This window comes from Cyanobium sp. BA20m-14, from assembly GCF_024346295.1.
Map to the genome: position 1 here is coordinate 1 of NZ_JAGQCR010000079.1, position 12,262 is coordinate 12,262.

Below are 12,262 nucleotides of genomic sequence, written 5' to 3' on the forward strand. Positions count from 1 at the left end.
CTCCACTGTCAATGAGATAAAGTAACTTCTCTCCGGGTCCGAATGCAATGCCATTAGGCATCATCAAGGAAGGTTCCACAACCGTGAGGCTATTGCTGCTTGGCTCATAGCGATAGACGTTGTTGGGCAATTCCGCCGTCTGAGGAAACTGAAGGGACCCATAGCTGGGATCGGTGAACCAGACGCTGCCGTCGCTTTTGACCACCAGATCGTTGGGGGAGTTGAAGCGCTTTCCCTGGTAGCGATCCACCAGGCTTGGCGCCTGGGGATCGGTGCTGCGCAGATTCGCCTGCAGATCCCGGGTGATCGAGATACGGCGTCCTGTGGTTTCAGCGATCAGCAGATGGCCCTGCTGATCCAAGGTCTGTCCATCAGCTACCCCGGAAGGATTGCGGAAGAGCCTGGGCTTCTCCCAGGAGGCTGGGGTGATGGCGCCCCGGGCATCTAAGCCTTTCCAACGCACCACAAAGATGCTGTTGTGAATCTGATCGGTGATGAACAACCAGCCACCATCTCCCCGCCGTTCCTGTACATAGGCCGGCCCTTCGAGGAAGCCGAATCCTGTGGCCAGGGGAACCAGATCCGGAATCCGCCCGACGATCTCGGTGAAGGCTGGATCAAACGATTGAACCGGAAGCTGGGGCGACTGGGATCCGGGATAGGGTGGGTTGTTCGTGATCACCAGCTCGCGACATAGCGGCGCCACAGCACTGGTGGGCAGGCAGGCAACACCGGTCGGCACCTCCAGCGCCAGGGCTGATGTGGTCAGAGCCAGGCTCGCCGTCGCAATGCCGCAGGTCAGTACGCACGGCACTAGGCCAACTGAATGAGTCGCTTGCATGAGCTCATCCTTGCTTTGAGTTCGCATGACCGTCACGGGTTGAGTGTGCATAAGCGAGCGCAGCAGCAGAAGAAGAATCCTGGAGGGATCGCCCTCGCGCCGAAGCGATACGCCATGATCTGTTCGATGGACTATGGCGAATGCGCGCACGAGCAATCGAATTTTTAATTTTACCTCCGAGGGCACGCTCCAATAGATCGACACGGAACTATGCGACGACCCGTCGCCAATAGGTAGGGCATGCTGTCACTATGGCGCACGGACCTCCCAGACACCTGCCACTAGAGTGCAGCCGTTTACATTCCGTCGTCTCCCCCGCCTTCCCCTCCCAACCCCATGACCAACGCCAATCCCTTGGCCGGCAAGGCCTTCTCGACGCTGCTCCAAGGCAAGGTCGCTATCGTCACCGGTGGCAACAGTGGTATCGGTAAATCCATCGTCGAGTATCTAGCCGAACTCGGCGCCAAGGTGGTGATCGACTACCGCTCCCACCCCGAGGCCACCGAGGAGCTGGAGCGGGAGATCGGTGGCTATGGGGGCAAGAGCTTTGGCGTTCAGGCCGATGTGTCGAAGCTCGATGATCTGCAGCGGCTGGTGCAGGCGGCCGTGGACAAGTATGGGCGCCTGGACGTGATGGTGAACAACGCCGGCGTCGAGACCCGCACCTCGATTCTCAACACCACCCCAGATGATTTCGACAAGGTGCTGAACGTCAACCTGCGCGGCGTGTTCTTTTCCTGTCAGTATGCCGCCAAGCAGATGATCGCCCAGGGCGGCGGTGGCCGGATCATCAACATCTCCTCGGTGCACGAAGACTGGCCCATGCCGGAAAACACCCCCTACTGCTGCGCCAAGGGAGGGGTGCGCATGCTCACCCGCACCGCCGGGCTGGAGCTGGCCTCCCATGGCATCACCATGGTGAATGTGGGCCCCGGCGCCGTGGCCACACCAATCAACGACTCCACCATGAATAACCCGGAGTTGCTGGCCAAGTTGAATGCCGCCATCCCCCTGGGCCGCATGGCCCAACCAGAAGAGATCGCCAAGGTGGTGGGCTTCCTGGCCAGTGATGCGGCCAGCTACATCACGGCAACCACGATTTTTGCCGACGGCGGCATCATGCAGAGCAGCCCAGGGCTCTAGGCGCCTCGAGGCTGCGAGGGCCGGCATGCGCATCACCCCGGAGGAGATCATTCGCCTGCGCGGGCGCCACCGCGGTTATTGGCTGACATTGGCCACTGAAGTGGCCCTGCTGTTGCTGCTGCCGGTGGCCCAGGCCCAGATCTGGCTGTTGGCGGTTCTGCTGATCCTGCTGGCGTTGGTGTTGATGGTGTTCGTCAGCCGCTATTCGCCCCTCCGCAAAACCCGCCCGCTGATTTATGGCCTGGGCGGGCTGGCGATTGCCCTTGAAGTGATCTGGCACCTGTCACTCAACCTCTGGCCAGCCGTGGGGCGGGCGCTCACCATTCTCCACGTGATCGTCTGGCTGGTCTTTTTGTCGCTTGCTGTGCTCCGCAAGGTCAAGACCCTCACCCGGGAGCCCTTTGTCACCGTCTCGGTGGTGATGGGTGCCGCTTCTGGCTACCTACTGGTTGGCATGGCAGGTGGGTTGCTGCTCACCGCCCTCTGGGTGCTCGATCCCGCCGCCTTTGACCTGACGGCCCTGCCTGCGGTGGGATCCACTGCGGCGCTGCCCAATGTGTCGGTGGCGCCTGCGCTGATGGCCGCCTCCTTCACCATGCTCACCACCATCGGCACCTCGGTGCTCAAAACCAGCCATGTGGGCGGCCAGGTGGTGACCACCGTTATCACCGTGGTGGGCCAGCTCTACGTGGCCATCCTGATTGCTCTGATCCTTGGACGTTTCCGCTGGAGAGTCTGATGCGCCGCCGCCACCGCTTTTACCGCCAGGTCTTTGTGGTCTGCCTGCTGGTGATGGCCTTGATGCCGTTGCCTTACCCCTACTGCCGTTTCGCGCTGAGCGGTACGCCCCTGCTGATCTCTCTCTTGATCGTTGAACTGGGCCAGCCGGTCCGACCTGGCCAGACCAGTCGTCATTGGTCTGACAACGTCTACCGCCTAACTGGGCTGGTAGGGATTGTCTTTAAGTTCATCTGGCTGGCCAGCCCCGCCACCTTTGCTTCCGTCGGGTTTCCGCTGTTGTTGGTGGTTACGGTTTTCATCTTGTGGAGCCTGAAGCGGCTGATGATCTGTCTAGCCCAGGAAACGCGCATCGGCATTCCCGTTCTTTGTGGCGCCGTGGCGGGCTACCTGCTGCTTGGCATCAGTGGTGGGTTGTTGTTCGGCGTGATGGAAACGGTGGCGCCTGGCAGTTTTCTCAACGAGGCCGGTGGAGGACGGCAACTGATGCTCAGTCAGCTGCCGATGAATGCTGCAGGGCAACAAGTATGGAGCCTCGATTTCATGAATATCCACTACTTTGCCTTCGTCACCCTCACCACCGTGGGCTACGGCGACATCATCCCGGCCTTGCCCCCGGCCCAGATGTCCACTGTGGGACTAAGCATTGTAGGGCAGCTGTATCTAGCCATCGTGATGGGCTTGCTTATCAGTCGTTACACCATGCAGTCTGAGAAGCAGGAGATCAAGGATTGGCAAGAGGGCGCTCCAGCCCCACCTCCACATTCAGGTGCTGATTCGGACGACCGGTGATCAGCATCGAGGCCCGCTGGCGGGTGGCAATCGCCCACAACCATTTGGTCAGCAGGGTGAGCCGATTTTCGTTGGCGGGCATGAACATCAGGTGGGCCAGACCCCAGAGAATCCAGCCCGGCAGACCACTCACCTTGAGGCCGCGCAGGTCGGCGACCGCATGGAGTGGGCCCAGCACCGCCATGGTGCCGAAATCGGTGAACGTAAAAGCCTTGTGGGCCTGCCCCTGGATCTTGGCCACGATGTCGGCCGCCACCCAGCCACCCATCTGCACGGCGGGCCCTGCCATGCCGGCCAGGGGCTTGCCATCGCTGGTGTGGCTGTAGGAGCAGAGGTCGCCGATGACGCGGATCTCCGGATGGTTTGGGATCGAGAAGTCGGGCTCCACCACCACCCTTCCGCCCCGGTCGACGCTGCAACCGCTGGCATCGGCCAGCACCTTGCCCAGATGGGAGGCCTTCACGCCGGCGGTCCAGCAGATGGTGGCGGCCTCCAGGGTGCGGGGGCCAGCGGCGGTGTTCACCTCCACCTTGCCTGCCTCGATCGTCTGCACCCGCCCGCCCAGCAGCAGCTCCACCCCCGCCGACTGCAGGTAGGTGCCGGCGGCGGCCGACAGGCTCGGATCCATGGCTCGGAGCACCCGGTCGCCCGGGTCCACCAGGGTGACCTTGCACTGCTTCGGGTCGAGTTGTTTGAAGTCGCGGCCCAGGGCATGCACCATCAGCTCCATCAGGGAGCCGGAGAGTTCGCAGCCCGAGGGTCCACCACCAACCACCACCACCGATTGCAGAAAGGCCCGGCGCGTCGGATCGGGGGTCTGCTCTGCCTCCTCCAGGGCCAGCAGAACCCGCCGGCGGATCTCATCGGCGTGCTCGAGGATCTTCATCGGCGGCGCCGCTTCGCGCCAGTCGTCGTGGCCGAAGTAGCTGCTGCCGGAGCCAGCCGCCAGGATCAGGTGGTCGTAGGCCAGCTGGCGGTCGTTGAAGACGATCTGCTTGGCCTGGGTGTCGATCTCCTCCACTTCGCCCAACAGCACCTGCACATTCGGGGCCTGGCCCACCAGCTGGCGCAGGGGCGAAGCCACGTCGGCCTCCGCCACCAGCCCGGTGGCCACCTGGTAGAGCAGGGGCTGGAACAGGGTGAAGTTGCGCTTGTCGACCAGGGTCACCCGCACCGGCTGGTTGATCAGGGCGTGGCAGGCCTGGAGCCCGGCGAAGCCACCACCGACGATCACCACATGGGGCAGGGCCCTGAGGCGCTGGTCAGGTGGTTCCAGTTCGAGGAAGAAGCGTTCGCGGGTCATCGATGCCTGGGCAGTGGCCTTAAGATATCTTTCCCGCGCCGGTTTGCCCTGCTAAAGGTGGGCCTGGTTGTTGACACCGTCATGTCTCTTACGTCGATCAAGTCCTTCGTGTCTCGCGTGGCCGGGGATGGGGCCCTGCGCGACAAGCTGCATGCCGCTGCGGGGGTCGATGACATTGTCGCGATCGCGGCAGCCCATGGCCACGAAATCGACAAGACGGTGCTGCTGCGGGAGCACGCCAAGGTGCTAGCCACTGCCCAGGACCATGAGCTGGCTGGCATCAACAGCTGGGGCGATGCCCTGATGCATTGTTTTGGTGTCAGCGAGAACGACTGAGCTGCAGCTAGTCAGTTCGCCCCTGCTCAGTTAGCCAATAGTCAGTTCGCCCCTAGATAGGAGGCCTGGAGGCTGTCGTCGGCCAGGAGTTGTTCGGCGCGGCCGCCGGCGCTGATGCTTCCAGCTTCCAATACCAGGCCCCGATCGGCAATGGTCAGGGCGGCCTGGGCGTTTTGCTCTACGAGCAAAATGGTGAGCCCATCGCGATGCAGCTGGGCCAGGGCGGCCATCACCTCGGCTACGAGCCGGGGCGCTAATCCCAAACTCGGCTCATCCAACATCAACAGGGTGGGCCTGGCCATCAGGGAGCGGCTGATGGCCAGCATCTGCTGCTCGCCGCCGGAAAGGGAGCCGGCCAGCTGGCTGCGGCGCTCGGCCAGGCGGGGAAATAGGGCGTAGCAGCGCTCCAGATCTCTGGCGATTTCGGCTTTGTCCCGGCGCAACCAGGCGCCCAGGGCCAGATTGTCGGCTACCGACTGGCGGCTGAGCACTCGGCGACCTTCCGGGCAGTGGCTGATCCCCAGTTTCACGGTGCGCTCGGTGCGCAGGCGATTGATCAAGCCGCCATGCCAGAAAATCTCGCCGCCTGCTGGGTGAATCAGGCCGGAGATGGCCCGCAGGGTGGTGCTTTTACCGGCGCCATTGGCCCCCAGCAGGGTCACCAGTTCGCCGGCTTGCACGGTCAAATTGATGCCATGCAGGGCCGTGATGCTGCCGTAGCGCACCACCAGGTTGCGAAGTTCGAGCAGGGGCGCTTGGGGGCCGTTCATGCGCCACCGCCCAGATAGGCCTCGATCACGGCCGGGTCGCGCCGCACCTGGTCGGGGCTGCCCAAGGCGATGCATTGGCCGAAGTTGAGCACTGCCAGACGGTCGCAAAGACCCAACATCAAGGGCACATGGTGTTCAATGATCAGCACCGTCAGCTTGAACTGGTCCCGGATGCGCCGGATCAGCTCCCGCAGCTCATCTTTCTCTGCTGGGTTCATGCCAGCGGCCGGCTCATCGAGCAGTAGCAGCTGGGGACGGCTGGCCAGGGCCCGGGCCATCTCCAGGCGGCGCCGGTCTCCGTAGGAAAGGCTGGCGGCGTTTTGGTGGGCAGCGGCTTCCAGCTGGAATAGGGCAAGCAGCTCTAGAGCCTGTTGATGCAGCTGGGCTTCGCGGCGGCGAAAGGACTGGGTTTGCAGCAGGGCCGCTAGGGGCGGCTGACGGCCGTGCTGATGCATGCCAACCAGAACGTTGTCGAGACAGCTCAGCGAGCTGAACAGGCGCAGATTTTGGAAGGTGCGAGCGATGCCGAGGCGGGCAATGCGGTGGCTGCTGAGCCCATCAAGGCTTGCCCCGCGCCAGCGCACGCGGCCGCAGCTGGCGGCGGTGAGGCCAGAGATCACGTTGAACAGGGTGGTCTTGCCGGCACCATTGGGGCCAAGTAGGCCAAAAATCTCGCCCTGCTGCACCTCTAGATCGACACCCTGCAAGGCCTGCAGGCCCCCGAAGCGCACCCCCACATCCTCAACCTGAAGCAGGCTCATGGCTTTCCCCCCTGCGCTGCTGGGGTGGGTGGGCGCCGCATTAGTCGCTTGAGCGTCCTAAACAGCTCCGGGGTGATAACGCCTTGGGGAAAGAACAGGGGACCGACCAGAATCACGGCACCAAAGACGATCAGGCGCAGGTCGCCGACCGGGCGCAGCAGTTCCGGTAAGGCGGTGAGCAGCAGGCCGCCAAACACCGGCCCCAGCCAGGTGCGCGAGCCGCCGAATACCACGAAAGCCAGGGTGGTGATGCTGGCGTCGAAGTTGCCCAGTTTGGCGTTCCAGGAATTGAGGAAGTGGGCTGCCACAACACCGGTGATCCCCGCCACCAGGGCGCTGAGCACAAAGGCGAGCAGCTTGGTGTCGGCGGTGTTGATGCCCTGGCTGGCGGCGGCCAGTTCGTCGTCGCGGATGGCGGCCATGGCCCGGCCAGGCCTGGTCTTTTCGAGCCGGTCGCATAGCCAGCAGATCAGCGCCAGCAGCGCCAGGGTGAAGGCGGCGTAGCCAGCGGCGCTATCAAATGGCTGGGGGATGCCGAAGATGCCCAGGGCTCCGCCGGTGAATTCCAGGTTGAGGGTGACAACCCGCAGAATCTCAACCAGGGCGATCGTTGCGATGGCTAGGTAGATGCCCCGCAGCCGCAGCACCACCCGGCCCAGGCCCAGGGCCAGCACGCCGGTGAGCAGGGCTGCTAGAGCCATCTCCAGCAAAACTGAAGTGATCGGGTAGGTGCTGCCGCTGCCGGCCAGGGCGGGCAGCCGCGTCGAGAGCAGGGCTGCCACCGTGCCGCCAATGGCGAAGAAGCCCGGGGTGGCGAGGGAGAGCTGGCCGCAGCGCAGGGGCAGGTACACCGATAGGCCCAGCAGGGCCCCCAGCAGCATTTGTTCGAGCAGGCCGGAGTCCATGCTGATCACACCTTGTTGGCCTGGGGGCGGCCCAGCAGACCCTGGGGCCTGATCAACAGAACTAAGAACAGGAAGCCAAAGGAGACCGCATCTTTGTAGCCCGATAGTTCGGCCGGCACGCAGGCCTCGGCCAGGCCAATGATCAAGCCGCCCAGCACGGCGCCAGGCACGCTGCCGAGCCCGCCCAGCACCAGCACCCCCAGGCCCTTGAGCCCGTAGCCAATGCCGAAGTAAGGCCCGGCGATGCTGACGCTCAACCCCACCAGGCCCCCGGCCACACCGGCCAGGAAGCCACTGATCCCGAAGGCGATCTGGATCATGCGGCCGCTGTTGATCCCCAGCAGCTGGGCGGTGATCGGGTCTTCGGAAACGGCTTGCAGCGCCTTGCCGCTGCGGCTGCCGTCTATCCAGATCGAAAGGGCTGCCAGCAGCAGGCCGGCGATGGCCAGCAGCATCACCTGCACGGTGCGCACCTTGGCACCGGCGATGCTCAGAGCCACAGGGAGCGATTCGAGCGTTTCAACCGGGATCGAATAACTCTCGGCTCCCACCAGCAACTGGATCAGGTTCACCAAAATCACCCCGGCCCCCAGGCTGGTGATCAGGGCCAGCAGGGGATCGGAGCCCCGGTCGCGCAGGGGCCGGAAGGCGATGCGTTCGAGCACCAGGGCCACGGCGGCGGCGGCTATGCCCGCCAGTGGTAGGGCCAGCCAGAAGGGCAGGGCAAAGGGGAGCTGCAGGCCGGCCATCAGTCCATTGGCCCCCACCGCGCCTCCGATCAGGAAATAGGTGAAGTAGGCCCCCAGGGTGAAAATGGCTCCATGGGCGAAGTTGATCACGCCCAGCACCGAGAACACCAGGGTGTAGCCCAGGGCAAACAGGGCATAGACCGCCCCAACCGAGAGACCGTTAAACAACAGTTGCAGCAGGGCTTCCATGCGCTCTGGGTCTAGGGGGTGGCAGGCGATGGGTTGGGCAGCAGCGCAAAGCGCCCAGTTTTGCCTTTGGCGTCCATCTTCACGCGGGCCACGTAGAAATCCTTCTGGATCACTTCTCCTTCCGGCGTGAATCGGATCTCACCCAGGGGGGTGTCGTAGGTGCCCTGGAGCAGAATTGTGTTGAGGGCGCGGCGCAGTTCGGGCAAGGGCATGGTTGCCAGGGCCTGGTTCCGGCTCTGACTTCTGAGGGATTCTTGCCGGTCGAGGCGGGTCAGGGCCTCGTGGATCACCTGCATGGCGGCGTAGGCCTGGGCAGTGAACTGGGGGGGTGCCGTGTCTCCATGCCGTTTTTGATAGAGCTGCACAAAGCGACGGTTGACGGCCGTTTTGGCCTCAGGGCTGTAGGCCTGGGCAATCAACAGACCGTCGCAATAGCGTTGGCATACCGAATAGATATTCGGGGAATTCATGCCGTTCCCCGCCGCAATCAGGCCTGCATATCCCATCTCCCGCAGCTGGCGCACGAGGTTCCCGCCATCATTGGGTAGGGCTGAAATCACGATCAGATCGGGTTTTGTCTGCAGCGTGTCGGCAATCGGCTTCTGAAAATCAACGTCAGCCGTGCTGGTGCGCTGCACGGTGACCAGCTTCAGCCCCAGCCCCTGGATGCTCTTTTGGAAGATCTTGGTTTCCGAGGTGCTGTAGGCATCGTCTTGGGCGAAGAAGACGGCCACCCGTTCCAGCTTGGGGTTGAGGCGCTTGGCCGCCTGAATCGACAGGGGCGCCACCTTGGACACGGGGGCGGAGATTCGCGAGACGAAGGGGCCGATCTCGGGAATGCCGATCGCCGTGTTGGAGGCCCCCAGCACCGGAACGCCGGCGCGATCGGCGATGGGATTCACGGCGAAAGCCTGCTGGGAGAGGGAGGGGCCGATCAAGGCAACCACCGGTTGCTGCAGCAAGCGCCGAAAGGCCGTGGTGGCGGTCTGCTCGTCGGAGCCACCATCCTCCAGTCGCAGGCTCAGGGCAGGGGTGCGACTACCGAATTCGCTCTCGGCCAGTTCCAAGCCGACGCGCTGGTCTTGGCCAATCAGGCTGGCATTGCCAGTGAGAGCGACCACTGCGCCCAGCGTTAGGGTTTTGTTACTCGAAGTAGGACGACTTGCCTGTTGACAGCCCGCCAGGATTGCGCAAGCCCCGCTAAGACCAAGTGCCAGAGCTGTGAAGTAGAACGGGGCCGATCTGGTGGGGGGAATGGTCAAGGGATAGATATGGAATTACGGCAGCAGGGTAAAACGACCGCTCTTGCCATCTGGATTCATGCGCACCTTGGCCACAAAAAAGTTCTTTTGGATCACCTCGCCCTCGGGGGTGAAGCGGATTTCACCAAGGGGGGTTTGGTAGGTGCCGCCGAGGATTTCATCCATCAAGGCCCGGCGCGCCTGGCTCACGTTGAGGCCCTTGAGCGGTTTGCTGCGATCGAGGCGGGCGAGCGCTTCGCCGATCACCTGCATGGCTGTGTAGGCCTGGGCGGTGAGCTGGGGTGGGATCGGGCTGACCTTGGGATTGCGGGCTTGGGCTGCAGCGAAGGCGGCGGTAAAGCGCCGGTTGGCGGGCGTGGGCAGCTCCGGGCTGTAGGCCTGGGCGATCAAGATGCCATCGCAATACCTCTGGCAGATCGGGTAGATGTTTGGTGTGTTCATGCCGTTGCCCACTACGATCGCGCCGCGGTAGCCGAGCTCCCGCAGCTGGCGGATCAGGTTGCCGCCATCCATGGCCTGCAGTGATAGCACCACCAGATCGGGCTTCTGATTTAGGGCGGCGGAGATCTGGCTCTGGAAGTCCTGGTCGTATAGCTGGGTGCGTTGCACCGTGACTGGCTTGAGTCCCTTGGCTGTGAGGGCCTGTTGGAAGATCACCGTCTCGGCGGTGCTGTACGCGTCGTCTTGGGCGTAAAACACCGCTGCCCGGCGGATGCCAGGGTTGAGTTGCAGGGCCTTGGCAATCGAGAGGGGCGCGATTACCGAGCTCTGGGCTGAAACCCGGCTAATGAAATGGCCGATCTCCGGAATGCCCGTTGCGGTATTCGAGGGAGCCACCACCGGTACGCCCCGCCGCTGGGCGATTGGATCGGCCGAAAATGCTTGCTGGGAGAGGGTGGGGCCGATCAGGGCAAGCATGCCCCGGTTGATCTGCAAGGTGAAGGCAGCGTTGGCACTGGGCTCAGCACTGCCCCCGTCTTCGATGTTTAGGAATAGGGGTTTGCCGTTAACGCCGCCGGCGCCATTGAGGGCTGCCAGGGAGAGCTCGATGCCGATTTTTTGGTCTTGGCCGTAGACGTTGGCATTGCCGGTGAGGGCCAATACGGCTCCAACGGGAACCCCCTTGCTGAGATTGACCGGCCCCTGATCGTCTGAGCCCTGGCAGGAGCTGAGTGCCGTAGCAGCAGAGAGCAGGGCGGCCAGGCTGGAGGCAAGTCGACGCTTCATGGGGGCTGGGCTCAAGCCACCGCCGCAAAGCTGTCCCGAAAGGCCGCGATGGTGGCGTCGATGTCGGCGTCGGAGTGGGCCAGGGAGGTGAAGCCTGCCTCGAAGGCACTTGGGGCCAGGTAGATGCCGCGCTCGAGCATGGCCCGGTGCAGTTTGCCGAAGCGCACCGTGTCGGCAGCCTTGGCCGCCTCGAAATTGTGCACCGGTCCTTCGCAGAGGAAGAAGCCGAACATGGCGCTGATCGAGCCGCCGCAGATCGGCAGGCCAGCGGCTCGGCCAGCCTCGAGGATGCCGCCTACCAACCGCTTGGTGATGGCATCGAGCCGCTCATAGGTGCCGCTCTGCTTGAGCAGCTGCAGGGTCTTGATGCCGGCGGTCATCGCCAGGGGGTTGCCGCTGAGGGTGCCGGCCTGATACATGGGCCCGGCCGGGGCCACCATGGCCATGATGTCTGCCCGGCCGCCGTAGGCCCCCACTGGCAGGCCCCCACCGATCACCTTGCCCATGGTGGTGAGGTCGGGGCGAATGCCGAATTTCGCCTGGGCTCCGCCGTAGCTGATCCGGAAGCCGGTCATGACTTCATCGAACACCAGCAGGGCGCCGTTGTCCTTGGTGAGCTCGCGGATGCCCTCGAGAAAACCGGGCTCCGGCGTGATGAAGCCGGCATTGCCCACCACCGGCTCGAGGATTACCCCGGCAATTTCGCCCGGGTTCTCGGCGAAGAGTTGCTTGACGGCCTCCAGGTCGTTGTAGGGGGCGGTAAGGGTGCTGGCGGCGGTGCTGCGGGGCACGCCGGGGGAATCGGGCAGCCCCAGGGTGGCCACCCCGGAGCCTGCCTTCACCAGAAACATGTCGGCGTGGCCGTGGTAGCAGCCTTCAAACTTGATGATCTTTTCGCGGCCGGTGAAGGCCCGCATCAGGCGCAGCACCGACATGCAGGCCTCGGTGCCGGAATTGACGAAGCGCACCATCTCAACGGATGGCACCGCTTCGATCACCATCTCGGCGAGGGTGTTTTCGAGGGCACAGGGGGCACCGAAACTGGTGCCCTTGTCAACGGCCTCATGCAGGGCAGCGATCACTTCGGGGTGGGCATGGCCGCAGATGGCGGGGCCCCAGCTGCCGATGTAATCGATGTAGCGATTGCCGTCCACGTCCCAGGCGTAGGCGCCCTTGACCCGGTCGAACACGATCGGCTGGCCGCCGACCGACTTGAACGCCCGTACCGGGGAGCTGACGCCACCGG

Annotated in this window: 13 protein-coding genes; 4 read left to right on the plus strand and 9 right to left on the minus strand. The window is 63.7% G+C overall.

Annotated elements, in window-relative coordinates:
* Window positions 1–1,045: SMP-30/gluconolactonase/LRE family protein (locus KBZ07_RS08990; RefSeq protein ID WP_254931293.1), on the minus strand; the 1,045-nt coding region annotated here is incomplete at its 3' end.
* Window positions 1,046–1,177: 132 nt separating this feature from the next.
* Here KBZ07_RS08990 and KBZ07_RS08995 point away from each other — a divergent pair.
* The 3 genes from KBZ07_RS08995 to KBZ07_RS09005 are packed head-to-tail and all read left to right on the plus strand — an operon-like array spanning window position 1,178 to window position 3,514.
* The gene (locus KBZ07_RS08995; protein WP_254931294.1) at window positions 1,178–1,984 is read left to right on the plus strand and encodes an SDR family NAD(P)-dependent oxidoreductase; all 807 of its coding nucleotides are present in this window, start codon (window positions 1,178–1,180) and stop codon (window positions 1,982–1,984) included.
* 25 nt (window positions 1,985–2,009) lie between these two features.
* Window positions 2,010–2,723: a hypothetical protein gene (locus tag KBZ07_RS09000; protein WP_254931295.1), complete on the plus strand. Its 714-nt coding sequence runs from the start codon at window positions 2,010–2,012 to the stop codon at window positions 2,721–2,723.
* Window positions 2,723–3,514, plus strand: coding sequence for a potassium channel family protein (locus KBZ07_RS09005; protein WP_254931296.1), 792 nt, complete (start codon window positions 2,723–2,725; stop codon window positions 3,512–3,514). The genes KBZ07_RS09000 and KBZ07_RS09005 overlap by 1 nt, the downstream gene beginning before the upstream one ends.
* Here KBZ07_RS09005 and KBZ07_RS09010 read toward each other — a convergent pair.
* Window positions 3,447–4,817 carry an NAD(P)/FAD-dependent oxidoreductase gene (locus KBZ07_RS09010; protein ID WP_254931297.1) on the minus strand — a complete coding sequence of 457 codons (1,371 nt, stop codon included), beginning with the start codon at window positions 4,815–4,817 and terminating at the stop codon, window positions 3,447–3,449. The genes KBZ07_RS09005 and KBZ07_RS09010 overlap by 68 nt on opposite strands.
* Before the next feature lie 81 nt (window positions 4,818–4,898).
* On the opposite strand from KBZ07_RS09010, the gene KBZ07_RS09015 reads away from it, so the two are divergent.
* Window positions 4,899–5,153, plus strand: coding sequence for a Nif11-like leader peptide family natural product precursor (locus tag KBZ07_RS09015; protein ID WP_254931298.1), 255 nt, complete (start codon window positions 4,899–4,901; stop codon window positions 5,151–5,153).
* 41 nt (window positions 5,154–5,194) lie between these two features.
* Here KBZ07_RS09015 and KBZ07_RS09020 read toward each other — a convergent pair whose 3' ends face one another.
* The 7 genes from KBZ07_RS09020 to hemL all read right to left on the minus strand — a co-directional run.
* Window positions 5,195–5,923: an ABC transporter ATP-binding protein gene (locus KBZ07_RS09020; protein ID WP_254931299.1), complete on the minus strand. Its 729-nt coding sequence runs from the start codon at window positions 5,921–5,923 to the stop codon at window positions 5,195–5,197.
* Window positions 5,920–6,684, minus strand: coding sequence for an ABC transporter ATP-binding protein (locus tag KBZ07_RS09025; protein WP_254931300.1), 765 nt, complete (start codon window positions 6,682–6,684; stop codon window positions 5,920–5,922). The genes KBZ07_RS09020 and KBZ07_RS09025 overlap by 4 nt, the downstream gene beginning before the upstream one ends.
* Window positions 6,681–7,589 carry a branched-chain amino acid ABC transporter permease gene (locus tag KBZ07_RS09030; RefSeq protein WP_254931301.1) on the minus strand — a complete coding sequence of 303 codons (909 nt, stop codon included), beginning with the start codon at window positions 7,587–7,589 and terminating at the stop codon, window positions 6,681–6,683. The genes KBZ07_RS09025 and KBZ07_RS09030 overlap by 4 nt, the downstream gene beginning before the upstream one ends.
* A 5-nt stretch (window positions 7,590–7,594) precedes the next feature.
* On the minus strand, window positions 7,595–8,527 hold the full coding sequence (locus tag KBZ07_RS09035) for a branched-chain amino acid ABC transporter permease (protein WP_254931302.1): 933 nt from the start codon (window positions 8,525–8,527) through the stop codon (window positions 7,595–7,597).
* A gap of 11 nt (window positions 8,528–8,538) precedes the next feature.
* Window positions 8,539–9,789, minus strand: a complete 1,251-nt coding sequence (locus KBZ07_RS09040) for an ABC transporter substrate-binding protein (RefSeq protein WP_254931303.1) — start codon at window positions 9,787–9,789, stop codon at window positions 8,539–8,541.
* A gap of 15 nt (window positions 9,790–9,804) precedes the next feature.
* A complete protein-coding gene (locus KBZ07_RS09045; RefSeq protein WP_254931304.1) occupies window positions 9,805–11,016 on the minus strand; it encodes an ABC transporter substrate-binding protein in 1,212 nt (403 codons plus the stop codon).
* An 11-nt stretch (window positions 11,017–11,027) separates the two neighbouring features.
* Window positions 11,028–12,262 (minus strand): glutamate-1-semialdehyde 2,1-aminomutase (gene hemL, locus KBZ07_RS09050; protein ID WP_254931305.1); only part of this gene is annotated, 1,235 nt, incomplete at its 5' end.

Coding starts and splice junctions, on each gene's coding strand:
- KBZ07_RS09005 (WP_254931296.1), top strand. CDS start 2,723: ATGCGCCGCCGCCACCGCTTTTACCGCCAGGTCTTTGTGGTCTGCCTG.
- KBZ07_RS09010 (WP_254931297.1), bottom strand. CDS start 4,817: ATGACCCGCGAACGCTTCTTCCTCGAACTGGAACCACCTGACCAGCGC.
- KBZ07_RS09020 (WP_254931299.1), bottom strand. CDS start 5,923: ATGAACGGCCCCCAAGCGCCCCTGCTCGAACTTCGCAACCTGGTGGTG.
- KBZ07_RS09030 (WP_254931301.1), bottom strand. CDS start 7,589: ATGGACTCCGGCCTGCTCGAACAAATGCTGCTGGGGGCCCTGCTGGGC.
- KBZ07_RS09015 (WP_254931298.1), top strand. CDS start 4,899: ATGTCTCTTACGTCGATCAAGTCCTTCGTGTCTCGCGTGGCCGGGGAT.
- KBZ07_RS09000 (WP_254931295.1), top strand. CDS start 2,010: ATGCGCATCACCCCGGAGGAGATCATTCGCCTGCGCGGGCGCCACCGC.
- KBZ07_RS08995 (WP_254931294.1), top strand. CDS start 1,178: ATGACCAACGCCAATCCCTTGGCCGGCAAGGCCTTCTCGACGCTGCTC.
- KBZ07_RS09035 (WP_254931302.1), bottom strand. CDS start 8,527: ATGGAAGCCCTGCTGCAACTGTTGTTTAACGGTCTCTCGGTTGGGGCG.
- KBZ07_RS09025 (WP_254931300.1), bottom strand. CDS start 6,684: ATGAGCCTGCTTCAGGTTGAGGATGTGGGGGTGCGCTTCGGGGGCCTG.
- KBZ07_RS09045 (WP_254931304.1), bottom strand. CDS start 11,016: ATGAAGCGTCGACTTGCCTCCAGCCTGGCCGCCCTGCTCTCTGCTGCT.